The sequence below is a fragment of the Mitsuaria sp. MSU3D genome (assembly GCF_056867975.1).
Genome location: NZ_CP200314.1, coordinates 5,103,519 through 5,130,388, shown reverse-complemented (window position 1 = coordinate 5,130,388; position 26,870 = coordinate 5,103,519). Strand labels below are relative to the sequence as shown.

Below are 26,870 nucleotides of genomic sequence, written 5' to 3'. Positions count from 1 at the left end.
GAAAGCAAAAAGCCGCTGATCGCTCAGCGGCTTTTTTCATTCGCGGGGCCGACGCCCCGATCCCGGCGATCAGCCGCGGCGGCGGCGCACCAGGAAGCCCAGCGCGCCCAGGCCCGCCAGCATCAGCGCGTAGGTGTGCGGCTCCGGGACGGCCGGGGCAACCGCGGCGTTGACGTTGGAGCTCAGGAACTCCGCGCGCAGGCCGGTGAAGTTGTAGGTCTGGTCGACCGTGTCGGTCACGACGAACTGCAGCGTGTTCACGCCCGCGAGGAAGCCGCTCGAGGCCGCGAACGAGGTCCAGTCCGCGTAGCCGCGCTGGCCGGAGATCGTCGAGATCGCCACGCCGTTGAGCAGCAGCACGCCGTTGTTGTCCGCCGCCCAGTGGCCGCTGAACGAGGCGCTGCTGGCGTCGAAGCCGGTCAGGTCGAAGTTCAGCGTCCAGGTGAACGTCGAATTGCCCGTCGGGCTGTAGTTGGTGTTCTGGTCGGCACCGGGGATCAGCCACGACGAGGTCGCCGTGTTGGGCAGCCAGCTCGGGAACGGATCCGCGCTGCCGTTGCTGACGACGCCGAAACCGGACAGGCCGGCCGCATTGCCGGTGGCCGTGTACTTGTAGTTGGTGTCGGTGCTGCCGGTCGACTGTCCGGCGCCGGTGTTCACCAGGCCGCCGATGGAGGCGGCGGCGGCCAGGCCGCTGAACAGCGCGGCGGCGGCGGCGATCGAAGTACGTGCGAACAGCGTCATGGTGAATCCCGAGCAGAGGTAGATCTTGTAGGCTCGATTGTCCCTAAACATAGGGATTCCCAAACACGCCCAACCCCCCGTGGGCACGGGGGGACACCACAGTCCGAAGGAGGGGGTCGGGTGTTGCCTCCCCGGTCATATCGCGCCAGAACGGCGCGGAACTGCGCTGTGTGGGCGCATCGCGCCCATTTTCGGCTCACGCCGCACCGTCGCCGGGCGGGGCGGAAACGGACGGCGGCACGGCCCCGGAAACCACGAGCGGCTCGATCCTCGGCAGGTGACCGAGCTTGTCGGGATTGCGCTGGACATAGATCGCGCTGACCCGGCCCGGTTGCGGCGCGGGTCGCAGCGCGACGGTCTGGATCGGTTCGCCGGCGACGTCGTAGACGATGTAGCCCGGCAGTCCGTTGACCCGCGCCGGGCGGACGCGCCAGTCCCGGGCGGTCGGCATCTTCACGAAACCCACGAAGGTCCTCGCCACCAGGGCGCCGCCTTCGAGCATGCGCGGCACCGCCGAGACCTTGCCGCCGCCGTCCGCCAGCAGGATCGCGTCGTCGGTCAGCACCTTGGCCAGGCCCTCGACGTCGAAGGACTGCAAGGCCCCCATGAAGGCCTGGAACAGGCGCTGGCGCTCCTCATCCTCGACCTCGTGGCGCGCGTAGTCGGCCTTGACGTGCTGCCGCGCGCGGCTCGCCAGCTGGCGGCAGGCCGCGGCGCTGCGGCCCAGCCGGCGCGCGATCTCGTCGAAGTCCAGCTCGAACACCTCGTGCAGCAGGAAGGCGGCGCGCTCCAGCGGGGAGAGCCGCTCCAGCGTCAGCATGAACGCCACCGACACGTCCTGCGCGAACTCGGCCTGCGCCTCGGGGCTCGGCGACCAGTCGCCGGCCTCGTCGACCAGCGGCTCGGGCAGCCAGACGCCGACGTACTGCTCGCGCCGCATCGCCGCCGACTGCAGCCGGTCCAGGCAGAGGTTGGTCACCAGCCGCGACAGGAAGGCGCCGGCGTGGCGCACGGTCGACTCGTCGACATCGGCCCAGCGCAGCCACGCTTCCTGGACGATGTCCTCGGCCTCGGCGCGCGATCCCAGCATCCGGTAGGCCAGCGCCCGCAGCGATCGGGCGTGATCGCGGTCGTAGCGCAGCGCGCGCGCGGCGGGCGAAGGGTCGAGCGCCGGGCCGTTGGCGGCGGGAGCGTCGGGAGCAGGGTCGGGAACGTGATCGGTCATGGCGCGTCGTCCGGAGTCGTCTTGCTCACAAGACGACGCAGCCTACTCCGATGTGACACGACCGGTGAGCGCAGCCGCCCCTCGTCGGCCGACGGAGGGCGGGCCCGGGAACGGGACCCGCGTCGATCAGCGCCCGGCGCGCTCCAGCAGCATGGCGTCGCCGTAGCTGAAGAAGCGGTAGCGCTGCGCGATCGCATGGCGGTAGAGCGCCATGATGGGCTCGTAGCCGGCGAAGGCCGACACCAGCATCATCAGCGTGCTCTTGGGCAGGTGGAAGTTGGTCACCAGCCGGTCGACGACCTGGAAGTCGAAGCCCGGCGTGATGAAGATGTCGGTCTCCCGCGCGCCGGCCTTCAGCCCGCCGCCGAGCGCCGCCGACTCCAGCGCGCGCAGCGTCGTGGTGCCGACGGCAGTCACCTTGCCACCCGCGGCGCGGCAGCGCGCGATCGCGTCGACGGTGTCGGACGTGACCTGGAACCACTCGCTGTGCATCTTGTGCTCGGCCAGCGATTCGACGCGCACCGGCTGGAAGGTGCCGGCGCCGACATGCAGCGTCACGTGCGCCGTGCCGACGCCGCGTTCTGCCAGCCGCGCCAGCAGGGCTTCGTCGAAATGCAGCGCGGCGGTCGGCGCGGCCACGGCGCCGGGCTCGCGCGCGAACACGGTCTGGTAGCGCCGCACGTCGTCCGCCGAGTCGCCGTGCTCGATGTAGGGCGGCAGCGGCACATGGCCGTGCTGCTCGAGCAACTCGAACGGGTCGCCGGACAGGCGCAGGTGGAAGAGACCGTCGTCCGGTCCGCAACGGCCGAGGACCTCGGCGTCGAAAGCGTCGGCGAAGCGCACCACGGCGCCCGCCTTCGGGCTCTTGCTGGCGCGCATGTGGGCCCAGACCTCGCGGGTGCCGGGCAGCACGCGCTCGACCAGCGCCTCGACCGCGCCGCCGCTGGCCTTGGCGCCGTACAGGCGGGCCTTGATGACCTTGGTGTCGTTGAACACCAGCAGGTCGCCGGGATTCAGCAGATCGGGCAGTTCGCGGAACACGCGGTCGACGGGCGGATCGGACCGGCCGTCGAGCAGACGCGAGGCGCTGCGTTCCGCGGCGGGGTGTTGGGCGATGAGGTCGGGAGGCAGAGCGAAATCGAAATCGCTCACCGAGAAGGTTCGGGACATGGGAACGATTTTCCCACTACTGCCAGCGCGCCCCCTGCTGCAGCAGCATCGCCAGCCGCCCGCTGCCCTGCAGATCGCCGATGCCGCGGCTCAGCGCGGCGGCGAAGCGCTCGCCTTCGGGCCGGATCTTCGAAAACACCGTGAACAGCGGGATCTCCGACACCGAGGGCTCCAGCCACACCAGCTTGCCGGCGGCCTCGCGCAGGTGCGTCTCCAGCAGATGGGCGCCGACGCCCTTGTCGATCAGCGCCAGATCGACGCGACCGGCCAGCAGCTTGCGCAGGTTGGCGAGGTCGTCGACGGCGCTCTCGATGGGCAGGTTCGCGGCGTCGAAACGGGGCGGATTCGCGTAGCCGTTGACGACGCCGATGCGCACCTCGCGCAGCGCGGCGAGGTCGTCGACGCGAAGCCTGTGATCCGCGCGCGCCATGAAGCCGACCTGGTTGAGGATGCCCAGCGCTTGCGGGAAGCGCATCGTGCGCTCGCGCTCCGCCGAGCGCCACGCGCCGATGACGCCGTCATGTTCGCCGCGCTGGAACTCGAGCAGCGCCCGCGCCCAGGGGCGGAAGGTGAGCGTCATCGACCGGCCCGACTGACGCAGGGCCGCGCGGGTGACCTCGCAGGCGATGCCGCCGCCCGGCAAGGTGCTGCCGGTGTAGGGCGGGAATTCGGTGGCGACCATCCGCACCGGCGCATCCTCTGCCTGCGCCGGCAGCGCCGGCATGGCGGTGGCGGCGAGCCAGAGCAGGCTCTTGCGGCGGGTGGTCATGGGCGGACGGGGTGAGTTGGATCGATGAGGGCAGACGGCCGGCAGGCGCGTCTGGGCCAGCCTAGCAGCCGTGAGTGGCGAGCGACTCCCCTCCGACCCGGGTGCGAACGCCAGAACGGCGGGCCTAACGGGCAATCGGTCACGGCCACGCGCGAAATGCATCGGTATCGGGCCGGCGTTCGATGTGCCCATCCGCCGTCGTCCGCCCTCCCTGGTCACGTCCGGGACAGGGCGGCGTCCGAGGCAGAATCCTGCCCATATGTCCGAGGCCAGCACCGCTCCATCGTCGCCGCCGCCGCCCGCGAAACCGGGTCGCGCGGGAGCGGGCGGAGAGGCCGCGCCGTCCAAGTCCGCGCCGCAGAAGGCGATGGAAAAGATGGGCCTGACGCGCGACATCGACCTCGCGCTGCACCTGCCGCTGCGCTACGAGGACGAGACCACGCTGACGCCGCTGGACCGCGCCCGCGATGGCGACACGCTCCAGTGCGAAGGCGAGGTCATCGAGAGCCGCATCGAGATCCGCGGCCGCCGGCAACTGCTGGTCAAGCTGCGCGACGACGACGGCGCGCTGCTGACGCTGCGCTTCCTCCACTTCTATCCCGCGCATCAGAAGACGATGGCGGTCGGCACCCGCGTGCGGGTGCGCGGCGAAATCCGCGTGGGCTTCTTCGGTCGCGAGATGGTCCATCCGAGCTTCCGCAAGGTCGACGTGGACACGCCGCTGTCGACCTCGTTGACGCCGGTCTACCCGACCAGCGCCCAGCTGCCGCAGGCCTACCTGCGCAAGGCCGTCGCGTCCGCGCTGCGCAGAGCGCCGCTGGACGAGGTCCTGCCGCTGGCGCTCGTCCCCAAGGGGCTGCCCGCGCTGCGCGACGCGCTCAACTTCCTGCACCACCCGCCGCCGTCGGCCGGCCTGTCGACGCTGGAGGACCACACCCATCCGGCCTGGCAGCGGCTCAAGTTCGAAGAGCTGCTCGCACAGCAGCTCAGCCAGCAGCGGGCCCAGCGCGAGCGGGCCCATCTGCGCGCACCGCCGCTGCGTGGCAGGCCCGGCGGCCTGCATGAACGGCTGCTCGCCGCCCTGCCCTTCGCGCTGACCGGCGCGCAGCACCGTGTCGCCGAGGAGGTCGCCGCCGACCTGGCCCGCCCGCAACCGATGCACCGCCTGCTGCAGGGCGACGTCGGGTCGGGCAAGACCGTGGTGGCCGCGCTCGCGGCCGCCGTGGCGATCGACGCCGGCTGGCAATGCGCGCTGATGGCGCCCACCGAGATCCTGGCCGAGCAGCACTTCCGCAAGCTCATCGGCTGGCTGGAGCCGCTGGGCATCCGCGTCGCCTGGATCACCGGCAGCATCAAGGGCAAGGCGCGGCAGAAGATGCTCGACGCGGCCGCCTCGGGCGAGGCCACGCTGATCGTCGGCACGCACGCGGTGATCGAGGACAAGGTGCGCTTCCACCGGCTGGGGCTGGCGATCATCGACGAGCAGCACCGCTTCGGCGTCGCGCAGCGGCTGGCGCTGCGCAAGAAGCTCGCGGACGAGGCCACCGGCGCCGCGGGCGCGGGCGCCTCGGGCTCAAGCCCGCTCGAGCCGCACCTGCTGATGATGAGCGCCACGCCGATCCCGCGCACGCTGGCGATGACCTACTTCGCCGACCTGGACGTGTCGACGATCGACGAACTGCCGCCGGGACGCAGCCCGATCGTCACGCGCGTCTTCGCGGACAGCAGACGCGACGACGTCATCGAGAAGATCGCCGCCGCCGTCGAGGACGGGCGGCAGGTCTACTGGGTCTGTCCGCTGATCGAGGAGTCGGAAGCGCTCGATCTCAAGAACGCCACCGAGACGCATGCCGAACTCGGGGCCGCGCTGCCGGGGAAGATGGTCGGACTGCTGCACGGCCGCATGCCGTCGGCGGAGAAGGCCGCGGTGATGTCGCTGTTCAGCGGCGGGCAGATGCAGATCCTCGTCGCGACGACCGTCATCGAGGTCGGCGTCGACGTGCCCAACGCCAGCGTGATGGTCATCGAACACGCGGAGCGCTTCGGCCTGTCGCAGCTGCACCAGCTGCGCGGCCGCGTGGGGCGGGGATCGGTCGCCAGCGTGTGCGTCCTGATCTACACCGGGCCGCTCTCGGACACCGGCAAGTCGCGCCTGCGCGCGATGGCCGAGACCACGGACGGCTTCGAGATCGCGCGACGCGACCTCGACATCCGCGGACCGGGGGAATTCATGGGCGCGCGCCAGAGCGGCGCGCAGTTGCTGCGCTTCGCCGATCTCCAGGAAGACGCGCCGCTGCTGAGCGCGGCGCGGGCGCTGGCGCCCCGTCTGCTCGACGAGCAGCCGCGCGCCGCGCAGCTGCAGGTCGAGCGGTGGCTCGGTCACAAGACCGAGTACCTCAAGGCCTGATCGCTCAGGGCCGGATCGCTCAGGGCAGGATCACTTCAACTGGATGGCCCAGTACAGCAGGACTTCGGTCGCCGGGGTCTCGGCGCCGCTGTAGAGCTGCGGCTCGGCGTTGATCTTGTCGACCGTGGCCTGGCCCGAGATCACGCGGCCGAAGGCGGCATAGCCCGGGTCGGCGGCGGTCTTGTAGTCCAGCGTCGCACTGTTGTCGACGGAGTTGAAGAAGAACTGGCTGGTCGCCGAGTCGGCCACCGAGGTGCGCGCCATCGCGATCGTGTACTTCACGTTGGACACGCCGACGTTGGTCTCCAGCTTGATCGCGCCGCCCAGGTCGGTGCCGGGGGTCTTGGCCACGTAACCCGTGATGAAGCCGCCGCCCTGCGCGACGAAGCCCGGCACGACGCGATGGAAGATCGTGTTGTCGTAGTACTTCGCGTTGACGTACTTCAGGAAGTTGGCGGTCGTGATCGGCGTGCGGGCGTCGAGCTCGACGACCATCTCGCCGTCGCTCGTCAGCATGCACACGACGCGCGCGGCCGTGCTCGCGTTCGACGCGGCGATGCCGGCGGCGCTGCAGGACGTGGTCGGCGCGACCGGCACCGGGTTCGGCTTCGGCGTCTGCACCGGATTGCCGCTGTCGTTGTCGCTGCCACCGCCGCAGGCGGCCAGCATCAACGCGCCGCCCAGCGCGGCGGACAGTGCCAGCAGACGGGGCTTGGAGGAGATCGGGGAGAGGAGGGTGATCGACTTCATGTGGGCTCGCGATGGAAGCTTGTGGCTCCCGCTTTCTGGCAAAGAAGGGCGAAGTATCGTGGGCGCGCTGACACAAGTCATGGGGCCCGGTGCGGGCGCCGCACGAAATGAGGCGGTGCTTTCCCTAACGCCGCGTTTACAGAGTGTCGGACCTCACTCTGGCGGTTCTGGAGTGCCCAGGATTCCCGCCGGAAAGACACGTCCCGTTTCAGAACTCGAGGTTGTCGATCAGGCGCGTTTCGCCGATCCGCGCGGCGGCGAGCGCCACCAGCGGCTCGCCCTCGCGCGCCGCGCCGAGGTCGTGGCGACGGCGCAGCGTCAGATAGTCCGGCGCCCAGCCGGCGTCGCGCAGCGACGCCATCGCGTCGGACTCGATGCGGTCGAGCTGGCGCTCTCCCGCCTGCCAGCGCGCGATCATCGCTTTCAGCGTGCGCGACAACAGCAGCGCGTCCTGCTTCTGCTGCTCGCTCAGGTAGCCGTTGCGCGAGGACAGCGCCAGGCCGTCGGCGTTGCGCTCGGTCTCGCCCGCCAGCACGCGGATCGGCATGGCCAGCTGGTCGACCATGCGGCGGATCACCATCAGCTGCTGATAGTCCTTCTTGCCGAAGACGGCCACGTCCGGCTGGACGATCTGGAACAGCTTCGCGACCACCGTGCAGACGCCGATGAAGAAGCCGGGCCGGAAGTGGCCCTCGAGGATGTCGGCCAGTTCCGCCGGCGGATGCACCTTGTAGCCCTGCGGCTCGGGGTACATCTCCCGTTCGTCGGGCGCGAAGACCAGGTCGCAGGTGGCGCCTTCCAGCAGCTCGGCGTCGCGCGGGAGCGTGCGGGGGTAGCGGTCGAAGTCCTCGTGCGGCGCGAACTGCAGCCGGTTGACGAAGACGCTGGCGACGACCAGGCCGTCCGGACCGACCGCGGCGCGGGCCTGGCGCACCAGCGCCAGATGGCCGTCGTGCAGGTTGCCCATCGTGGGCACGAACGCGACCGGGCGGCCGCCCGCGAGCGCGGCGCGCAGGCCGGCGATGTCGTGGTGGATCTTCATGATCAGTAGGTGTGCTCGGCGGCGGGGAAGGCGCCGGACTTGACCTCGGTCACGTAGCGCGAGAAGGCGTCGCCGATCGAGGCCGCGCCCTGCATGAAGTCGCGCACGAAGCGCGGCTTGCGGCCGCCGCCCACGCCCAGCATGTCGTGCATCACCAGCACCTGGCCGGAGCACTCCGCGCCGGCGCCGATGCCGATGACGGGCACGCCCAGCGAGCGCGTCAGCTCGCCGGCCAGCGCGGCCGGCACCATCTCCAGCAGCAGCATCTGCGCACCCGCGTCGACGAGTTCGCGCGCATGCGCCTTGATGCGCGCGGCGCCGGCTTCATCGCGCCCCTGCACCTTGAATCCGCCCAGGGCGGTCACGGTCTGCGGCGTCAGGCCGAGGTGGGCGCAGACAGGGATGCCGCGCTCGGTCAGGAAGCGGACCGTCTCGGTGGTCCAGCCGCCGCCTTCGAGCTTGATCATGTGCGCGCCGGCCTGCGCCAGCTGCATGGCGTTTTTCCAGGCCACCTGCGGGGACTCGTGGTACGTGCCGAACGGCAGGTCCGCGATGACCCAGGCGACGCGACGCGCGCGCGCCACGTTGGCCGTGTGATAGACCATCGCCTCCAGCGTGACGGGGACCGTCGTCTGCAGGCCTTGCACCACGTTGCCCAGCGAATCGCCGATCAGGATCGAGTCCACGCCGGCGTCTTCCATCGCGTGCGCGAAGGTGGCGTCGTAGGCGGTCAGCATCGCGATCTTCTCGCCGGCGGCATGCATGTCGAGCAGGCGCTGCAGCGTGACGGGCTTGCGGTCGGGCGACGAGCCCGCGGGCCGCGGCACGGCGTAGAGGGAGGTCGGGGGGGAGGTCTGGTCGGTCATGCGTGTCCCCTGGAGGCAGGTCCGGGGAGGGTCCGGGGGGTGGGGCGGCAGTGTACCGGGACGGTGCCACGATGCCGCTTTCTGAGGACAATGCCGGCCATGACCCTGACTGAACTGCGCTACATCGTCGCCGTCGCCCGCGAGCGCCATTTTGGCCGCGCCGCGGAAGCCTGCTTCGTCTCCCAGCCGACGCTGTCGGTGGCGATCAAGAAGCTGGAGGAGGAACTCGACGTCAAGATCTTCGAGCGCGGCGCCAACGAGGTGACGATGACGCCGCTGGGCGAGGACATCGTGCGCCAGGCCCAGTCGGTGATCGAGCAGGCCAGCGCGATCAAGGACATCGCCAAGCGCGGCAAGGATCCGCTGGACGGGCCGCTGCGGCTGGGCATCATCTACACGATCGGGCCCTACCTGCTGCCGGAGCTGGTCAAGCACTGCATCGACCTCTACCCGCGCATGCCGCTGATGCTGCAGGAGAACTTCACCCAGAAGCTGCTGGACATGCTGCGCACCGGCGAGCTGGACTGCGCGATCATGGCCGAGCCCTTCCCCGACGCGGGCCTGGCGGTGGCGCCGCTGTACGACGAGTCCTTCGTCGTGGCGGTGCCGGCGGTGCATCCGCTGGCGAAGAAGCCGCGCATCAGCGCCGAGGAGCTCAAGGCCGAGACGATGCTGCTGCTGGGCAACGGCCACTGCTTCCGCGATCACGTGCTGGAGGTCTGCCCGGAGTTCGCGCGCTTCTCGACGGACGCCGAGGGCATCCGCAAGAGCTTCGAGGGCAGCTCGCTGGAGACGATCAAGCACATGGTGGCGTCCGGGATGGGCGTCACCGTGGTGCCGGCGCTGAGCGTGCCGGACCACGTCCCGCCGCACCTGCGCTACGTGCCCTTCGAGGACCCGGCGCCGACGCGTCGCGTCGTGCTTGCCTGGCGCCGCACCTTCACCCGTTACGAGGCCGTCGCGGCGCTGCGCAACGCAGTCTATGCGTGCACGCTCAAAGGGGTGACGTTGCTGTCGTGACTTGCCGCAAGACCCGACCCCTTGCCTAAGCCGCCCTCGGGCGGCTTTAGTTTTTCCTTATCGCGACACTTAAGCTATCCAAATATCGCCATCGATAGCAATTCTCTAAAGTCCTCCTCATGCGCCGTCGCCGTCCTCCTTCCGGGAGAGTTCAGCGCCGGTCCGGACCTCTACAAAAGCGTCCCTGTCTGAAGCATCGAGGAGTGCCCCGAATGAGCGCCAAGCCCCAACATCCCGCCCAGTGCCCGGTCATGACGACGAGCGCCGGCGCGCCGATCGCCGACAACCAGAATTCGCTGACCGCCGGCCCGCGCGGCCCCGTCCTGATGCAGGACTACCAGCTCATCGAAAAGCTGGCCCACCAGAACCGTGAACGCATTCCTGAGCGCGTCGTGCATGCCAAGGGCTGGGGCGCCTTCGGCACGCTGACCGTCACGCAGGACATCACCCGATTCACCCGCGCGAAGCTGTTCGGCGAGGTCGGCCGGCAGACGCCGATGCTGGCACGCTTCTCGACGGTCGCCGGCGAGCTGGGGGCCGCCGACGCGGAACGCGACGTCCGCGGCTTCTCGCTGAAGTTCTATACCGGCGAAGGCAACTGGGACCTGGTCGGCAACAACACCCCGGTGTTCTTCATCCGCGACCCGCTGAAATTCCCCGACTTCATCCGCACGCAGAAGCGTCACCCGGTGTCCAACCTGCGCTCCGGGACCGCCGCATGGGACTTCTGGAGCCTCTCCCCCGAGAGCCTGCACCAGGTCACCATCCTGATGAGCGACCGCGGCATCCCCGTCAGCCCGCGCTTCATGGACGGCTTCGGCTCCCACACCTACAGCTTCTGGAACGCGGACGGCGAGCGCTTCTGGGTGAAGTTCCACTTCAAGACCCGCCAGGGTCATCGCACCCTGACCAACGCCGAGGCGAGCACGGTCATCGGACAGACCCGCGAGAGCTACCAGGAAGACCTCTTCGGCGCGATCGAGCAGGGGCAGTTCCCGCAGTGGACGATGTCCGTGCAGGTGATGCCGGAACTCGACGCCGACAAGACCTCGTACAACCCCTTCGACCTGACCAAGGTCTGGCCGCATGCCGACTATCCGCTGATCGAGGTCGGCGTGCTCGAGCTCAACCGCAACCCGGAGAACTACTTCGAGGAGATCGAGCAGGCCGCGTTCTCGCCGAGCAACATCGTGCCCGGCATCGGCTTCAGCCCCGACAAGGTCCTGCAGGCGCGCATCTTCAGCTACGCCGACGCGCACCGCTACCGCCTCGGCACGCATTACGAGGCGCTGCCGGTGAACGCGCCCAAGTGCCCCGTCCATCACTATCACAAGGACGGCGCAATGAAGTTCTTCCGCACGCCGACGGGCAATCCGAACGCGTACTACGAGCCCAACAGCTTCGGCGGCGCGACGCAGGATCCGTCCGTGGCCGAACCGCCGCTGCGCCTGCAGGGCGACGCGGCGCGCTTCGACCATCGTGTCGGCAACGACGACTACGCGCAGCCCGGCGCCCTCTTCCGCCTGCTCGGCGAAGAACAGCAGCAGCGCCTGGGTCGCAACATCGCCGAATCGATGCGCGGCGTGCCGGCCTTCATCATCGATCGGCAGCTGGGCCACTTCGACAAGGCCGATCCGGCCTACGGCCGTGTCGTGCGCGCCGCGCTGAGCGCGCTCGACATCGAGTTCACCGTCTGACACCGCCGGATTTCATCTGTAAGGAGCAAGACATGACCCCACGATCCGGACAACGCACACTGGGTTGGTTGCTGGTGGCCGCCGGCGCCGCGCTGAATGCACAGTCATTGATCGACTGGATGCAACACAGCGTCGCCTGAGCAGCACCCGCCTCGCGCCCCACGGTCATGTTGCCGATCACCTGGATCGGTTAGGCTGCGGGGCGTCTTTTGTCTTCCATTCCCGTAAGGAGTCCCTCGATGGCCAAGAAGAGCCCCTCGCCCGCCAAAGCCGCCTCCGCCAAGGGCGCGCCGTCCATCCAGATCGGCATCAGCGACAAGGACCGCGCCGCGATCGCGCAGGGCCTGTCCAAGCTGCTGGCCGACACCTACACCCTCTACCTGACCACGCACAACTTCCACTGGAACGTGACCGGGCCGATGTTCAACTCGCTGCACGCGATGTTCATGGCCCAGTACACCGAGCTGTGGAACGCCGTGGACCCGGTCGCCGAGCGCATCCGCTCGCTGGGTCACAAGGCGCCGGGCTCCTACGCGCAATTCGCGGCGCTGAGCTCGCTGCCGGACGCACCGACCACGCCGCCCAAGGCGCTGGACATGGTCCGCATCCTGGTCGACGGTCATGAAGGCGTCGCCCGCACCGCGCGCGCGCTGTTCGACCTGGTCGACAAGGCCAGCGACGAGCCGACCGCCGACCTGCTCACCCAGCGCCTGACGGTGCACGAGCAGACCGCGTGGATGCTGCGCTCGCTGCTGGAAGAGTGATCAGCCCACGGCCTTGATGCGCCCGTCCCGCCGGGCTTGCGCCAGCATCGAGGCCAACGCGCACGACGCGAGCCGCGCCGTGCGCGAATCGGCGCGGCTGGTCAGCACGATTGGCACCTTCGCGCCGAGCACCACCCCCGCCGCATAGGCCTGCGCCAGGAAGCTCAGGCTCTTGGCGAGCATGTTGCCCGCGTCCAGGTCCGGCACGATCAGCACGTTGGCCCTGCCCGCCACCGGCGACACGATGCCCTTGATGCGCGCGGCCTCGGGATCGATGGCGTTGTCCATCGCCAGCGGGCCGTCCAGCACCGCGCCGGTGATCTGCCCGCGGTCGGCCATCTTGCACAGCGCCGCCGCGTCCATCGTCGACGACACCTTCGGATTCACCGTCTCCATCGACGACAGCAGCGCCACGCGCACCTCCGGCAGACGCAGCGCATGCGCGAGGTCGATCGCGTTCTGCACGATGTCGACCTTCTCCTCCAGCGTCGGCTGGATGTTGATCGCCGCGTCCGAGATGATCAGCGGCTGCGCATGCCCCGGCACGTCCATCACGAAGCAATGGCTGATGCGCCGCGCGGTGCGCAGGCCGCCTTCGCGCCGCACCACCGCGCCCATCAGTTCGTCGGTGTGCAGGCTGCCTTTCATCAACGCGTCGACCTCGCCCTTGAGCGCCATCGCCACGCCCATGTCCGCCGCAGCATGGCTGTGCGGCACGTCGACCAGCGTGTAGCGCGACAGGTCCACGCCGGCCGCGGAGGCAGCCTCGGACACCTTGCCCGCCGGGCCGATCAGGATCGGTTCGATCAACCCCAATGACGCGGCCTCCGTCGCCGCGAGCAGGGACACGTCGTTGCAGGGGTGGACGACCGCCATGCGCAGCGGCGGCAGGTGGCGCACCGCCTCGATGAGGCGGTCGTAGTGCGGATGGGCACTGGGCGCTTGTTCGGTCATTGTTCGATCACCCTGCGTCTCCCTGGGACATTGGCAACGAGTCGCGGTCGATGATGCATGCTGCGGTGCAACAAATCAAGCCGAGCGGACCTCGCGAGGCAGTGCTGGGAGCAAAGCGAATGTCCGGAACGTCCGACTGGATCCACGACTGGCAAGCGTACGCGACCGACGCGTGGCAGCGCACGCTGCTGACGCTGGACACGATGCGCGAGCGCGGCAACGTGTTCCTCGACCATCTGCAGGCCGGCAAGCCCGCGCTGCTCAAGTTCGAACATGAACTGCTCATCGACGGCCGCGACCTGCCGCAGCCCTGCAACTACGCGCTGCTGCGCATCCTGCCGGCCGACGGCGACATCGTCGATCCCGCGCGCCGGCCCATCGTCGTCATCGATCCGCGCGCGGGCCACGGCCCCGGCATCGGCGGCTTCAAGCCGGACTCCGAGATCGGCGTCGCGCTGCGCGCCGGCCATCCGGTCTACTTCATCACCTTCGAGCCGGAACCGGTCGAGGGTCAGACCTTGCTCGACGTCGCCCGGGCCGAGGCGCAGTTCATCGAGGAAGTCGCCCGCCGCCATCCGAAGGCGCCGGGACTGCCGGCGGTGATCGGCAACTGCCAGGCCGGCTGGGCCGTCGCCGCGCTGGCCGCCGTGCGCAGCGACCTGATGGGCCCGATCGTGCTGAACGGCGCACCGCTGTCGTACTGGGCCGGCTCGCCCGAGCAGAACCCGATGCGCTACGCGGGCGGCGCGCTCGGCGGCGCCTGGATGTCGGCGCTGTCGGCGGACCTCGGCGGCGACCGCTTCGACGGCGCGCACCTGGTCTCCAACTTCGAGAACCTCAACCTCGCCAACAGCTGGTGGGACAAGTACTACCACCTCTATGCCAACGTCGACACCGAGCGCGAGCGCTTCCTCGACTTCGAGCGCTGGTGGGGCGGCTACTTCCGGATGACCGGCGAGGAGATCGAGGCCATCGTCGAGAACCTGTTCATCGGCAACCGCCTGGCGCGCGGCGAAGTCGAGCTGGAAGGCTATCGCCTGGACCTGCGCAACATCACCGCGCCCATGGTGATCTTCGCGTCCTGGGGCGACAACATCACGCCGCCGCAGCAGGCGCTGGACTGGATCATCGACGTCTGGGGCAGCGAGAAGGCGCTGGTCAAGGCGGGCCGCACCATCGTCTACATGCTGCACCCGAAGATCGGCCACCTGGGCATCTTCGTCGGCGGCGGGATCGCGCGGCGCGAGCATGAGCAGATCTTCGACACGCTCGAGCAGATCGCCGCGCTGCCGCCCGGTCTCTACGAAATGAAGATCGACGCCCGCGATCCCGACGCACCGCTGGCGGCGCTGGAATCGGGCGACTACTCCGTGAGCTTCGAGACCCGCACCGTGGACGACCTGCGCGCGCTGAATCCGGAATGCCGCCGCGACGAGGCGCTGTTCAGCACGATCGCGCAAGTGTCGGAGATGAACATGCGCCGCTACCGCCAGTGGCTGCAACCGGCGGTGCGCGCGGTCGGCAGCAAGGCGCTCGGCGAGTGGCTGCGCTGGACGCACCCGCTGCGCCTGCAGCATCTGGCGATCTCCGACCTGCATCCGCTGGCGCCGTGGCTCAAGCAGGCCGCCGACCACGCGCGGACGCAGCGCCAGAACGTCGATGCCGACAACCCGTGGCTGAAGTGGGAGCAGCTCGGCTCCCGCGCGATCAGCGAATCGCTGGACCGGCTCGGCCACCAGCGTGACGCGACGCTCGTGCACTGGGTCGAGGCGGTGTATGGCCCGAGCGGGCTGGGCGCGGTGCTGCCACCGCGTGACTCGGACCTCGCGTCCGGCGTCGCGCACGCGGCCGCCGACGAGCGCGAAGGCCGTCGCATGGCGCTGGAGCAGGTCGAACAAGGCGGATTCGCGGACGCGGTCTGCCGCATCCTGTTGGCGGGGCTGGCCCACCGCGGCGTCGTCCAGCGACGCGGGCTGGTCCTGGGCCAGCTGCTGGCCGATTCCCACCGCCGCATGGCCGAGGAGGCCGAAGGTGCCGTCGCCGCCGAGGCGGTGCCCGGCGAGGACTGGGCGACGCTCCTGCATCGGCAGGCGCTCATCGTGACCTTCGCGCCCGACGAGGCGATGGCCGCGCTGCCGACGCTGCTGCCGACGCTCGAGGACCGCGAGCAGGCGGTGGCCCTCGCGAGCGCGGTGCTGATGGCCGAATCCGAGCTCGCCGACCCGCAGTCGCCCGCGGCGCGTTACGTCCACGACCTGCTGCACGTCGATCCGGCGCGTGTCGCCGACATGGCGCTCGCGTTGTCGGCGCCCATCGCAGCGACCACGGCGACGGTCTCGATCGCGGCCTCGACGGCGGCCAAGCCCGCGCGTCGCCGCAAGGCGGTGGCATGAACTCCGCCGCCGTCCAGTTCGGCCGCCTGCTGGCCGGGCGCAAGGTGCTGATCACCGGCATCGCCAACGACCAGTCCATCGCCTACGGCTGTGCCCGGGCCTTCCGCGCGATGGGCGCGGACCTGGCGCTGACCTACCTCAACGACAAGGCCCTGCCGCACGTGAAGCCGCTGGCCGACGCGCTCGGCGCCGAGCTGCTGCTGCCGCTGGACCTGCGCGAGCCCGAATCGCTCGACGCCGTCTTCGCCGCGGTCTCCGAGCGCTGGGGCGTGCTGCACGCGGCGTTGCACTCGATCGCGTTCGCGCCGAAGGACGACCTGCACGGGCGACTCGTCGACAGCAGCGCGGCCGGTTTCGCGCTGGCGATGGACATCTCGTGCCACAGCTTCATCCGCATGGCGCGTCTGGCGGAGCCGCTGATGCGCGTCTCCGGCGGCACGCTGTTCACGATGAGCTTCCAGGGCGCGAGCCGCGTCGTCGAGCACTACAACCTGATGGGCCCGGTGAAGGCCGCGCTGGAAGCCTCGGTGCGCTATCTGGCGCACGAGCTGGGTCCGGCCGGGATCAGAGTGCACGCGATCTCGCCGGGGCCGATCGCGACGCGCGCGGCCTCGGGCCTGGAGGAGTTCGACCAACTGCTCGCCGATGCCGCCGCCCGCGCGCCGGCCCACGCGCTGGCGACGATCGACGACGTCGGCTACGCGACCGCGATGCTCGCGGGCGACCACGCGCGGCTCATCACCGGCTCGACGCTGTACGTCGACGGCGGCTATCACATCATGGGGTGAGCGATGGATCCACGACTGGAAGGCGAATTCATCGCGGTGGTCAACGCGGGCTCATCCAGCATCAAGCTGTCGATGTTCTCGCTGCACGACGACCGACGGCTGGGCCCGTTGCGGCTTGAGTTGCGCGCGCAGGTCGAAGGGATCGGCACCGCGACGCCGCACTTCGAGGCCTCGCATGCCGACGGCTCGAAGGCCGGCTCGCGCGACTGGCCGGTCGGCGAGACGCTGACGCACGAGGGGGCGCTCGATCACCTGGTCGAGTTCGTCACCCACGAGTTCCCCGGCATCGAGATGCTGGGCATCGGCCACCGCGTCGTGCACGGCGGGACCGCGTTCGCGCAGCCGGTGCGGGTGACGCCGCCGGTGCTGGCGCAACTGGAGACGCTGGTGCCGCTCGCGCCGCTGCATCAGCCGCACAACCTGGCGCCGATCCGCCGCGCGTTCTCGGCGCTTCCGGGGCTGCCGCAGGTCGCGTGTTTCGACACGGCCTTCCATCGCGGCCAGTCCGACGTCGCCGACGCCTTCGCGCTGCCCTACGCGCTGTTCGAGGCCGGCGTGCGCCGCTACGGCTTCCACGGGCTGAGCTACGAGTACATCGCGTCGCGGCTGCCGGCACTGTCGCCGCGGCTGGCCGACGGACGCACCGTCATCCTGCACCTGGGCAACGGCGCCAGCGCCTGCGCGCTGCACCGCGGCCGCAGCATCGCCAGCAGCATGGGCTTCACTGCCGTCGACGGCCTGCCGATGGGCACGCGCAGCGGCGCGCTCGATCCCGGCGTGCTGATCTACCTGATGGACGAGCAGCGCATGGACGCGCGCGAGCTCGAGACCCTGCTCTACAAGCAGTCCGGCCTGCTGGGACTGTCCGGCATCTCCAGCGACATGCGCCAGCTGCTGGCCAGCGACGCGCCGCGGGCGCGTTTCGCGATCGATGTCTTCGTCCACCGCGTCGCCCGCGAGATCGGCGCGCTGGCGGCGGAAATGGGCGGCCTGGACGGCCTGGTGTTCACCGCCGGCATCGGCGAGCACGCCGCGGAGATCCGTCGGCGGGTGCTGTCGCGCTGTCTGTGGCTGGGGGTGTCGACGCAGGAGGCCGCCAACCGCGAGGGGCCGGCCGAGCGCCGGATCAGCACCGTCGACAGCCGGTGCGAGGCCTGGGTCATCCCCACCGACGAGGAGCTCATGATGGCCCGCCACACGTTCCGGCTGCTCGCCGGGGAGGAGTGACCATGCGAACGCCCAAGCAACGCTACAGCCACGAGGAGTGGGAGAAGACCGTCGAGGACGTGGACCTGCAGATCGCGCAGCTGGCGATCATGTGCCACGTGCGGCTGCTCGATCCCGGCGTCATCGAGCGCGTGCTCGACAACGACCTGCGCATCTGCGGCGACGGCCACGAAGGCGGCTTCGAGAAGCTGCGCGGCATGCTCTACCTGCACTACGAGGTCCAGGCCCGGCTGGCCGAGGAACTGGGCCCGGTCGACGCGGCCGAGGTTGTCCAACGCGTGCGCCAGCACCTGCTGGTGCGCATCGGCACGCAGCTCGGCACGCTGGGCACGCCGCAGGCGCAGGGCGGCGGCAACGGCGGCGGCGCCAGCAGCCAATAACCCCGACGGCTTGGGCCGGGCGGGCGGCGGCGCTACAGTGGGCCGCATCGCCTTGCGGGCCTCTCGAGTCTTCCCCCATGCGCATCGCCATCCTCTCCTTCGACGGCTTCAACGAGATCGACAGCTTCATCCCGCTGGGACTGCTGAACCGGCTCAAGCCGCTGGGCTGGTCCGCCGAGCTGTGCGGCCCGGGACCGGCGGTCACCTCGATGAACGGCGTGACCGTCCAGCTGAAACATCCGCTCGAATGGGCCAACGAGGCCGACGCCGTCTGGTTCGGCTCCGGCATCTACACGCGGGCGATCGCGGAGAACTCGGCGCTGCTGGACCGGCTGCAGCTCGATCCGACGCGGCAACTGATCGCGTCGCAGTGCTCCGGCGCCTTGCTGGTGGCACGGCTGGGCTTGCTCGGCGATGCGCCGGCCTGCACCGATTCGTCCACGCGACCCTGGCTGGTCGAGGCCGGCGTGCGCGTCCTCGACGAGCCCTTCCACGCCCGCGGCCCGGTGGCGACGTCGGGCGGCTGCCTCGCGTCGCAGTACCTGTCGGCGTGGCTGATGTGGAGCAAGGCCGGCGAGTCCGCCGCGCGCGATGCGCTGACCTACGCCGCCCCGGTCGGTGAGAAGGACGAGTACGTCGAGCGCCTGCTGGCCCGTGTCCGCCCGTTCATGGCGCCCGCATGAAGGGTCCCAGGACACCCACCCTCTGGAGTCGGCGGCAGCCGGCCCCGGGGGATGCGACCTGCGGTTAAGCCCCGCCAGCGCGGGAGCAGACCCCGGGGCCGGCTGCCGCCGACGGGCGCGGTCAAAGAAGGAAGACTGTCCGATAATCGCGGGTTCGCCGCCCCACAGCCGCCATGTCCACCGACCCCTCCCGCATCCCCGCCGAAGTACGCCGCCGCCGCACCTTCGCCATCATTTCCCACCCTGACGCGGGCAAGACCACGCTGACGGAGAAGCTGCTGCTGTTCTCCGGCGCGATCCAGATCGCGGGCTCGGTGAAGGCGCGCAAGGCCTCGCGGCATGCGACGTCCGACTGGATGGAGATCGAGAAGCAGCGCGGCATCTCGGTGGCCTCGTCGGTGATGCAGATGGAGTACCGCGACTGCGTGATCAACCTGCTGGACACCCCCGGCCACCAGGACTTCTCGGAAGACACGTACCGCGTGCTGACCGCCGTCGATGCGGCGCTGATGGTGATCGACGCGGCCAACGGCGTCGAGCCGCAGACCCGCCGGCTGATCCAGGTCTGCCGCGCGCGCAACACGCCGATCCTGACCTTCGTCAACAAGATGGACCGCGAGGTCCAGGAGCCGCTGGCGCTGATGGACGAGATCGAGCGCGAGCTGGGCATGACGGTGGTCCCTTTCACCTGGCCCGTGGGCATGGGCAAGCACTTCCACGGCGTGATGGACTTGCGCCAGCAGCGCATGCGCGTCTTCGCGCCCGGCGAGGACCGCGCCGCCGGTACCGAGGAGGTGCTGGACGGGCTGGACAACCCGGCCTACGCCGAGCGCTTCGGCATGCAGTACGACAACGCGCAGGGCGAGATCGAGCTGGTGAAGGAAGCCGCGCCGGCCTTCGACGAGGAGGCCTTCCTCGCCGGCCAGCAGACGCCGATGTTCTTCGGTTCCGCGGTCAACAACTTCGGCGTGCAGGAAGTGCTGGACGCGCTGGTCGAACTGGCCCCCGCGCCGGCCGAGCGCGCCGCGATGCAGCGCGTCGTGCAGCCGGAAGAGCCCAAGTTCACCGGCGTCGTCTTCAAGATCCAGGCCAACATGGACCCGGCGCACCGCGACCGCATCGCCTTCCTGCGCGTGGCCTCGGGCCACTTCGAGCGCGGCATGCGCCTGAAGGTCGTGCGTTCCGGCAAGGAGCTGCGTCCCAACACGGTGGTGAGCTTCCTGTCGCAGCGCCGCGAACTGCTGGACGAGGCTTTCGCCGGCGACATCATCGGCATCCCCAACCACGGCGTGCTGCAGCTGGGCGACACGATCACCGAGGGCGAAGCGCTGCAGTACACCGGCCTGCCCTTCTTCGCGCCGGAAATGTTCCGGTCGGTGGAAGTGGCGGATCCGCTCAAGACCAAGCAGCTGCGCGAAGGTCTGCGCCAGCTCGGCGAGGAAGGCGCGATCCAGGTCTTCCGCCCCGAGGCCGGCAGCGTGCTGCTGCTGGGCGCGGTCGGTCAGCTGCAGTTCGAGGTCGTCGCCCATCGCCTGGAGCATGAATACGGCGTCAAGGCCCGCGTCATGCCGGCGCGCTACAACGTCGCGCGCTGGGTCACCTGCGACGAGGCCGACGGCGGCGAGAAGGAATTGCGCCGCTTCATCGACCACAACGCCCACCGCGTCGCATGGGATGCGGTGAACGCGCCGACGGTGCTGCTCGAGTACGCCGGCGAGCTCCGCGCGATGCAGGAGAACTGGCCCAAGATCAAGTTCCACGCGCTGCGCGAGCACGCGGGCCTGGTCTTCCAGAAGCAGATGGACGCCTGAGGTTCACGACCCGTCGGCGAACGGATCGGATCAGGAAACGGAACAGGGGTCAGGTCTTTCGTCCGCCGTCCGGGTGTCGTGACCTTGTTGGCGTTTATGCAACGACATCGTTGTCGGCCTGTCATCGCCCCTTCCTACACTGCCGCGATGCCCCACGAGATCCAGCCCCTGCCGGAGCGCCGTCTGTGCTGCCTCCTGCTGGCGGCGGGACTGCTGCCGGGCGCGCTGCCCGCGGCGCTGGCGGCGCCCGCGGCCCGCGCGCGGACGATCGCGGGCATGGCGGCGGGGCCGACCGAGCTGGTCGCGTTCACCGAGAACCTGCCGCCCCTGAACTACAACGAGGGCGGCGCGGCGCGCGGCTTCAGCACCGAGCTCCTGACGCTGATGGCGGCCGACGCCGGCCTGCCCTTGCGCGTCCAGGTGCTGCCGTGGCAACGGTCGGTGCAGGAGGCCGGTCGGCACCCGGACAGCGTGCTGTTCTCGCTGACCCGCACGCCCGAGCGCGAGACCCAGTACCGCTGGGTCGGACCCATCAGCCCGCGACGCATCCTCGTCTATCGGCTGAGCCACCGCACCGACGTGCGCCCCGCCAGCCTCAAGCAGCTCAACGGCTTGCGTCTGGGCGTGTCGCGTGATTCGGCCGCCGCGAAGCACCTGATCGCCGAGGGGCTGCGGCCCGAGACCGAGCTGGAACTCGGCCTCGACGACGCGACCAACCTGCGCAAACTGTTGGCCGGCCGCATGGACCTGATCGTGTTGCTGGACTGGGCCGCGGCCTGGCACCTGCGCGAGCTGAAGCTGCCCTACGCAACGCTGGCGCCCGTGCTGCCGATGGACGTCGACAAGTCCTACTGGTACGGGCTGCCGGCGGACAGCGATCCGGCCTTGGCTCGACGCCTGCAGGCCGCGCTGGACCGTCTCAGGCGGGATGGGCGCTACGAGCGCCTGCGGCAGCAGTATTTCGATTGAGCGCCGCCGCACCGGCCGCCCCTGCGGCGGCAGGCGCGGCGGGCAGGCAGCCCAGTGCTTCCAGGGTGCGCTCGATCGCCACATCGAGCGGCGTGTGCGGCACGCCGCCATCCCTGGCCAGTTCGGCCGCGAGGCGCGCTTCGTCCATGCGCAGCGGCTCGCGCCACAGGTAGCGCATCTCGGCCAGCTCGCGGAACAGCGGCACCACCGGCTGGGCCAGCCGCACCGCCCACCACGGGAAGCGGGTGACCCGCGGCTGCGTGCCGGTGCGCCGCCGGACGACGCGGCGGATCGCCTCCGCCATCTGGCGTCCGTCGGCATCCCAATGGCCGGCGAAGTGGAAGCGGGCGAAGGCCGGCAGCGTGTCGCAGCGCTCGATCAACGCCGCCATGGCCGTCGCGACGTCGGGCAGATAGGCCCATTGATGGCCCACACCGTCCGTGCCCGCCTGCTGGATCCGCGTCACCGGCTGGCCCGGCGTCACGAGCCCCTGCGAGAACCAGCTGTTCGCCGCGCCCGGGCCGAAGAAGTCGCCGGCCCGGAGCACGATCGCCCGGAAGGCGCCCCGCTCGGCGCCTTCCTGCAGGCGGCGTTCCATCTCGACGCGGATCGCGCCCTTGCGCGTCAGCGGGCGCTGCGGCGAGTCTTCGACCGGGTGCGGCATCGCCTCGGGCCCGAAGTTGTAGACAGTGCCGGGCAGCACGACGGTCGCGCTCCGGGCCGACGCGGCGGCGATGGTGTTGTCGAGCATCGGCAGCACCAGCTCGTTCCAGCGGCGGTAGCCGGGCGGGTTCACGGCGTGGACGATCACGCTGCAACCCGCCGCGGCGCGCTGGACGTCCTCGGCCTCCAGCGCATCGCCGCGCAGCCACTGCAGGCCGTCGCGGTGTTCCGATTCGGTGGCCAGTCCGCGCTTGAGCGCGCGCACCGTCCAGCCCGCGTCGCGCAGGGCCTTGGCCACCGCGCCGCCGACACCGCCGCTCGCGCCGAGCACCAGCGCCGTCCGCCGCGCCACCGCCGTCATCGCGGCCAGCACACCGATCGCATCCATCGAAGTCATCGCATCCATCGTCTGCTCCTGTTGGACCGCGCCGGTCCTGTTGGGTGAAGGCATGGGACGGATTCTGGAAAAGAGCGGCTTTCCTGAAAATTACCGAGCATCGACAGGCGGCTATACATTTCTGCATGGCTTCGAAGACTTCCTTGCGGACGACGGATACCCCCTCTCCTGCCGGCGCCGCCGACTCCGCCGGTGCGTCCAGTGCCGGCATCGCCTGGGAGTGGTATCGCTCTTTCCTGGGCGTGCTGCGGGAGGGCTCGCTGTCCGGGGCGGCGCGGGCGCTGGACCTGACCCAGCCGACGGTCGGCCGGCACGTGACGGCGCTAGAGGCGCGGGTGGGGCAGTCCCTCTTCGTGCGGACGCCCGCCGGCCTGCTGCCGACCGAGGCAGCGCTGGCGCTGCGGCCTTACGCCGAGGCGATGGACAGCACGGCGGCCGCGCTAGAGCGCACCGCGCGCAGCCACGGCGACGGCGTGCGGGGCATCGTGCGGGTGACCGCGAGCGAGGTCATCGGCGTGGAGGTGCTGCCGCCGCTGATCGCCGAACTGCGCGAGCGCCACCCGGCGCTGATCGTCGAACTGGTGCTGAGCAACCGCGTGCAGGATCTGCTGAGACGCGAAGCGGACATCGCGATCCGCATGACGCCGCCGAAGCAGGAGCAGCTGATCGCGCGGCGCGTCGGCGTGATCGAGGTCGGTCTGCATGCCCACGAGCGCTACCTGGCAGCGCATGGGACGCCGGGCTCGATGAAGGCGCTGGTCGCGGATGGTCACGCGCTGATCGGCTACGACCAGCCGGCCCCCTACGTCCGCGAGCTGGCGCGGCGCTACCCGGTGATGGACCGCGAGCACTTCGCGCTGCGCGCCGACAGCGACCTGGCGCAACTTGCACTGATCCGGGCGGGCGCCGGACTCGGGCTGTGCCAGGTCGCGCTCGCGAAGCGCGATCCGGCGCTGCATCGTGTGCTCGAGGACGAGCTCAGCATCCCGCTGGAGACCTGGGTCACGATGCACGAGGACCTGCGGGACAGTCCACGATGCCGGGCGGTGTTCGACGTGCTGGTGGCCGGCCTCGCGCGTCATGTCGAGGCCGGCGGCGGCGCCGCGCTCAGCTGATCACGGCTTGATGCTGTAGTTCGCCGGCACCCAGCGATAGCCCTTGCCGTCCGCGGCCACGTGGCCGAGGCCCGGGAAGGACACGTGCGCGATCGCGACCCAGTAGCCGTTCTTCGCCGCGTCCGCATAGGCCTTCTGGCGCTGCGGCATCGCCAGCTTCGAGTCGCTGTCGAAGTTGATCGTGACCGTCGGATCCGGGAACTGCACCGCCGCGACGTGCATCAGGTCGCCCCACACCGCCAGCTTCTGGCCCTGGCTCTCCACCATGTAGACCGTGTGCCCCGGCGTGTGGCCGTAGGCCGCGTGCGTGCGGATGCCCGGCACCAGCTCGGTCTCGCCGCTGAACGGCTTCAGGCGGCCCGCGTCCTGGTACGGCTTCAACGCCGCGATCGCCGCGCCGAAGAAGTCCTTGTGGCCGGGCGCGGCCTTGGCGGCGTTCGCCGCATTCAGCCAGTAGTCGACATCGTGCTGGTCCATCCGCACCACCGCGTTCGGGAACACCGCCTGGCCGTCCTTCGTCAGGCCGGCCGCGTGATCCGGATGCAGGTGGGTGATGTAGACCTCGTCGACCTGCTCCGGCTGGTAGCCCGCCGCCTTGAGGTTGGCGAGCAGCTTGCCCGTCGTCGGGCCGAACGCGCCGTTGGCGCCGGTGTCGATCAGCACCAGCTTGGTGCCGGTGTTGATCAGGTAGCCGTTGATCGAGGTCTCCACCGGCGGCTTCAGGGCGTTCTTCGCCAGCGCCTTCACCACCGTGCCGGGCTTGGCCTTGTCCATCAGCTGGTCGACCGGCAGATCGATCGTGCCGTCGCTCAACGCGGTGATCTCGAAGTCGCCGAGCATCAGCCGGTAATAGCCCGGCGCCTGTGTCTTCACCTGCGGCGCGGCCGCCTGCACGCCAGCGGCGGCCAGCGCGAGCGCCAGTCCCAGCGCGGCGAATTTTCCGGAACGGATCATGGGGAATCTCCTGTGCATGTGATGCGTGTGTAGGGCGTGATGAGTGTGTTCCAAGCGATGCGTGCGTTGTTGGAACCGCTGTGTTCGAGCTGGCGCGCAGCATAGCCACGCCGCGCGCGCGCCGCCCTCCCCGTTCGGAAGAAGCACCCTTCTCCCGCAGGAGATTCCGGTGACACGCGCTCTTCAAGACGGCGTTGTGGCATGTCCTGGCCCCCTTCTGAAAAGCGCCCCGGCGACGCTGCACGTCAGCCTCGTGAAAGACGCGTGCGGCGTCATGTGGAACCCCCGCGTCGCCTCGACCACAGAGGCCCGAGGGTTAGCCCTTGCGCAATGCTGCTTAAAGGGTTTTACGCTGTCGACGGGACCTCGCCGGGGCCCTAAATTCCTGGCTCCACTACAGAGGCACCGGACCACCGGCGCCCACCCTTGCGCCGATGAGCAACCTCATCCTGGAGACACGCAAACTGACCAAGGAGTTCAAGGGCTTCACCGCCGTGGACTCGGTCGACCTGCAAGTGCAGCGCGGGCATATCCACGCCCTCATCGGCCCCAACGGCGCCGGCAAGACCACCTGCTTCAACCTGCTCACGAAGTTCCTGACGCCGACCCGCGGCCAGATCCTCTTCAACGGCCACGACATCACCGGCGAGAAGCCCGCGCAGATCGCCCGGCGCGGGGTGATCCGCTCGTTCCAGATCAGCGCGGTGTTCCCGCACCTGACGGTGCTGGAGAACGTGCGCATCGGCCTGCAGCGCTTCACCGGCACGAGCTACCACTTCTGGAAGGGCCTCGGCGGCCTGTCCAGGCTGGACGGCCGGGCGCTCGAGCTGCTGGAACTCGTCGACCTGCGCGACATGGCCGCGCTGCGCGCCGCCGACCTGCCCTACGGCCGCAAGCGCGCGCTGGAGATCGCCACGACCATGGCGATGGAACCTGAACTGATGCTGCTGGACGAGCCCACGCAGGGCATGGGCCACGAGGACGTGGACCGCGTCACCGCGCTGATCAAGCGCGTCGCCGAAGGACGGACCGTGCTGATGGTGGAACACAACATGAAGGTGATCAGCAGCATCGCCGACCGCATCACCGTGCTGGCCCGCGGCGCCGTGCTGGCTGAAGGCGACTACGCCACCGTGTCCCGCCATCCGAAGGTGCTGGAGGCCTACATGGGCTCCGAGGCCACCGAGCTGCAAGGAGCACATGCATGAAGCCGACGTGCCGTTGCCGCTCGGCGTGCGCCGCGCCGGGCCGCCCCAAGCAAGCACGCGTCCCCTCGGGGGACCGGCCGATGCTGGCATCGGACGAGGGGCTCCAATGAACGCACTCGAGATCAAGGGACTGCAAGCCTGGTACGGCGAAAGCCACATCCTCCACGGCATCGACCTGGCGATCCCACAGGGTCAGGTCTTGACGCTGCTGGGCCGCAATGGCGCCGGCCGCACGACGACGCTGCGCGCCATCATGGGCCTGACCGACCGCCGCAGCGGCTCGATCAAGGTCCACGGGCAGGAGAGCGTGACCCTGCCCACGCATCGCATCGCGCGCCTCGGCCTGGGCTACTGCCCGGAGGAGCGCGGCATCTTCGCGTCGCTCAGCACCGAGGAGAACCTGCGCCTGCCGCCCGTCTTCAAGAGCGGCCGCGGCAAGGTCATGTCCGAGGACGAGATCTACGCGATGTTCCCCAACCTCTCCGAGCGCCGCCACAGCCCGGGCACCCGGCTGTCCGGCGGCGAGCAGCAGATGCTGGCCGTGGCCCGCATCCTGCGCACCGGCGCGGACATCCTGCTGCTGGACGAGATCTCCGAGGGCCTGGCCCCCGTCATCGTCCAGGCGCTGGCCCGCATGATCACCGCGCTGAAGGCGCAGGGCTTCACCATCGTGATGGTGGAGCAGAACTTCCGGTTCGCCGCGCCGCTGGCGGACCACTTCGTCGTGATGGAACACGGCCAGGTGGTCGAGTCCTTCAGCGCGGCGCAGCTCGACAGCAAGCGCGCGCTGCTCGACGAGCTGCTGAGCGTGTGACGGACGCGCGCCGCCTCCGTCACGCACGATCCCGACAGCCGACATTTCCAGGATTCCGAG

At 69.9% G+C, this 26,870-nt stretch carries 24 protein-coding genes; 14 read left to right on the top strand and 10 right to left on the bottom strand.

Features of this window, described 5'->3' with window-relative positions:
* Nucleotides 1–69: 69 nt before the first annotated feature.
* From AC1VNM_RS22510 to AC1VNM_RS22495, 4 genes are all read right to left on the bottom strand, one after another.
* Nucleotides 70–744, bottom strand: a complete 675-nt coding sequence (locus tag AC1VNM_RS22510) for a PEP-CTERM sorting domain-containing protein (protein ID WP_377158740.1) — start codon at nt 742–744, stop codon at nt 70–72.
* A 196-nt stretch (nt 745–940) separates the two neighbouring features.
* Nucleotides 941–1,969, bottom strand: coding sequence for an RNA polymerase sigma factor SigJ (gene sigJ, locus AC1VNM_RS22505; RefSeq protein ID WP_483108363.1), 1,029 nt, complete (start codon nt 1,967–1,969; stop codon nt 941–943).
* 126 nt (nt 1,970–2,095) lie between these two features.
* A complete protein-coding gene (gene queA / locus AC1VNM_RS22500) occupies nt 2,096–3,139 on the bottom strand; it encodes a tRNA preQ1(34) S-adenosylmethionine ribosyltransferase-isomerase QueA (RefSeq protein ID WP_377158742.1) in 1,044 nt (347 codons plus the stop codon).
* Nucleotides 3,140–3,155: 16 nt separating this feature from the next.
* A complete protein-coding gene (locus AC1VNM_RS22495) occupies nt 3,156–3,908 on the bottom strand; it encodes a substrate-binding periplasmic protein (protein ID WP_377158743.1) in 753 nt (250 codons plus the stop codon).
* A 259-nt stretch (nt 3,909–4,167) separates the two neighbouring features.
* On the opposite strand from AC1VNM_RS22495, the gene recG reads away from it, so the two are divergent.
* Complete coding sequence (gene recG / locus AC1VNM_RS22490; protein ID WP_483108362.1) at nt 4,168–6,315, top strand: ATP-dependent DNA helicase RecG; 2,148 nt, start codon at nt 4,168–4,170, stop codon at nt 6,313–6,315.
* A gap of 30 nt (nt 6,316–6,345) precedes the next feature.
* Here the strand turns inward: recG and AC1VNM_RS22485 are convergent, their stop codons facing one another.
* From AC1VNM_RS22485 to panB, 3 genes are all read right to left on the bottom strand, one after another.
* Nucleotides 6,346–7,065, bottom strand: coding sequence for a peptidylprolyl isomerase (locus AC1VNM_RS22485; protein WP_377158747.1), 720 nt, complete (start codon nt 7,063–7,065; stop codon nt 6,346–6,348).
* A gap of 208 nt (nt 7,066–7,273) precedes the next feature.
* Nucleotides 7,274–8,107 (bottom strand): pantoate--beta-alanine ligase, encoded by an 834-nt coding sequence (gene panC / locus AC1VNM_RS22480; protein ID WP_483108361.1) that lies wholly within the window; start codon nt 8,105–8,107, stop codon nt 7,274–7,276.
* 2 nt (nt 8,108–8,109) lie between these two features.
* Nucleotides 8,110–8,973 carry a 3-methyl-2-oxobutanoate hydroxymethyltransferase gene (gene panB / locus AC1VNM_RS22475; RefSeq protein ID WP_431100971.1) on the bottom strand — a complete coding sequence of 288 codons (864 nt, stop codon included), beginning with the start codon at nt 8,971–8,973 and terminating at the stop codon, nt 8,110–8,112.
* Nucleotides 8,974–9,072: 99 nt separating this feature from the next.
* Here panB and AC1VNM_RS22470 point away from each other — a divergent pair, with 99 nt between their 5' ends.
* The 3 genes from AC1VNM_RS22470 (at nt 9,073) to AC1VNM_RS22460 (ending at nt 12,454) form a co-directional block, all read left to right on the top strand.
* Nucleotides 9,073–9,993, top strand: coding sequence for a hydrogen peroxide-inducible genes activator (locus AC1VNM_RS22470; protein ID WP_297532779.1), 921 nt, complete (start codon nt 9,073–9,075; stop codon nt 9,991–9,993).
* Between the two features lie 212 nt (nt 9,994–10,205).
* Nucleotides 10,206–11,690 carry a catalase gene (locus AC1VNM_RS22465; RefSeq protein WP_483108360.1) on the top strand — a complete coding sequence of 495 codons (1,485 nt, stop codon included), beginning with the start codon at nt 10,206–10,208 and terminating at the stop codon, nt 11,688–11,690.
* A gap of 239 nt (nt 11,691–11,929) precedes the next feature.
* The gene (locus AC1VNM_RS22460) at nt 11,930–12,454 is read left to right on the top strand and encodes a Dps family protein (RefSeq protein WP_067280034.1); all 525 of its coding nucleotides are present in this window, start codon (nt 11,930–11,932) and stop codon (nt 12,452–12,454) included.
* On the opposite strand, the gene AC1VNM_RS22455 is transcribed toward AC1VNM_RS22460, so the two are convergent.
* Entirely contained in the window at nt 12,455–13,408 is a 954-nt protein-coding gene (locus AC1VNM_RS22455) for a phosphate acetyltransferase (protein WP_483108359.1), read from the bottom strand.
* A 119-nt stretch (nt 13,409–13,527) separates the two neighbouring features.
* Between AC1VNM_RS22455 and AC1VNM_RS22450 the strand changes: the two genes are divergently transcribed.
* From AC1VNM_RS22450 to AC1VNM_RS22420, 7 genes are all read left to right on the top strand, one after another.
* Nucleotides 13,528–15,801 (top strand): DUF3141 domain-containing protein, encoded by a 2,274-nt coding sequence (locus AC1VNM_RS22450; protein WP_483108358.1) that lies wholly within the window; start codon nt 13,528–13,530, stop codon nt 15,799–15,801.
* Nucleotides 15,798–16,589, top strand: a complete 792-nt coding sequence (gene fabI, locus AC1VNM_RS22445; protein ID WP_483108357.1) for an enoyl-ACP reductase FabI — start codon at nt 15,798–15,800, stop codon at nt 16,587–16,589. Before AC1VNM_RS22450 ends, fabI begins: the two co-directional genes overlap by 4 nt.
* A gap of 3 nt (nt 16,590–16,592) precedes the next feature.
* Nucleotides 16,593–17,816, top strand: coding sequence for an acetate/propionate family kinase (locus tag AC1VNM_RS22440; protein ID WP_483108356.1), 1,224 nt, complete (start codon nt 16,593–16,595; stop codon nt 17,814–17,816).
* A 2-nt stretch (nt 17,817–17,818) separates the two neighbouring features.
* Complete coding sequence (locus AC1VNM_RS22435; protein ID WP_483108355.1) at nt 17,819–18,196, top strand: hypothetical protein; 378 nt, start codon at nt 17,819–17,821, stop codon at nt 18,194–18,196.
* A gap of 77 nt (nt 18,197–18,273) precedes the next feature.
* Nucleotides 18,274–18,879, top strand: a complete 606-nt coding sequence (locus AC1VNM_RS22430) for a DJ-1/PfpI family protein (RefSeq protein WP_483108354.1) — start codon at nt 18,274–18,276, stop codon at nt 18,877–18,879.
* A gap of 173 nt (nt 18,880–19,052) precedes the next feature.
* Nucleotides 19,053–20,690 (top strand): peptide chain release factor 3, encoded by a 1,638-nt coding sequence (locus AC1VNM_RS22425; RefSeq protein WP_483108353.1) that lies wholly within the window; start codon nt 19,053–19,055, stop codon nt 20,688–20,690.
* Nucleotides 20,691–20,837: 147 nt separating this feature from the next.
* The gene (locus tag AC1VNM_RS22420; RefSeq protein ID WP_377158757.1) at nt 20,838–21,659 is read left to right on the top strand and encodes a substrate-binding periplasmic protein; all 822 of its coding nucleotides are present in this window, start codon (nt 20,838–20,840) and stop codon (nt 21,657–21,659) included.
* Here the strand turns inward: AC1VNM_RS22420 and AC1VNM_RS22415 are convergent.
* Complete coding sequence (locus tag AC1VNM_RS22415) at nt 21,610–22,692, bottom strand: NAD-dependent epimerase/dehydratase family protein (protein WP_483109318.1); 1,083 nt, start codon at nt 22,690–22,692, stop codon at nt 21,610–21,612. The genes AC1VNM_RS22420 and AC1VNM_RS22415 overlap by 50 nt on opposite strands.
* Before the next feature lie 152 nt (nt 22,693–22,844).
* Between AC1VNM_RS22415 and AC1VNM_RS22410 the strand changes: the two genes are divergently transcribed.
* Complete coding sequence (locus AC1VNM_RS22410; RefSeq protein WP_483108352.1) at nt 22,845–23,834, top strand: LysR family transcriptional regulator; 990 nt, start codon at nt 22,845–22,847, stop codon at nt 23,832–23,834.
* Here AC1VNM_RS22410 and AC1VNM_RS22405 read toward each other — a convergent pair whose 3' ends face one another.
* A complete protein-coding gene (locus tag AC1VNM_RS22405) occupies nt 23,835–24,788 on the bottom strand; it encodes an MBL fold metallo-hydrolase (protein ID WP_483108351.1) in 954 nt (317 codons plus the stop codon).
* Nucleotides 24,789–25,222: 434 nt separating this feature from the next.
* Here AC1VNM_RS22405 and AC1VNM_RS22400 point away from each other — a divergent pair, with 434 nt between their 5' ends.
* Nucleotides 25,223–25,996: an ABC transporter ATP-binding protein gene (locus AC1VNM_RS22400; RefSeq protein WP_431100960.1), complete on the top strand. Its 774-nt coding sequence runs from the start codon at nt 25,223–25,225 to the stop codon at nt 25,994–25,996.
* Between the two features lie 106 nt (nt 25,997–26,102).
* Nucleotides 26,103–26,810: an ABC transporter ATP-binding protein gene (locus AC1VNM_RS22395; RefSeq protein ID WP_377158760.1), complete on the top strand. Its 708-nt coding sequence runs from the start codon at nt 26,103–26,105 to the stop codon at nt 26,808–26,810.
* Nucleotides 26,811–26,870: the final 60 nt, after the last annotated feature.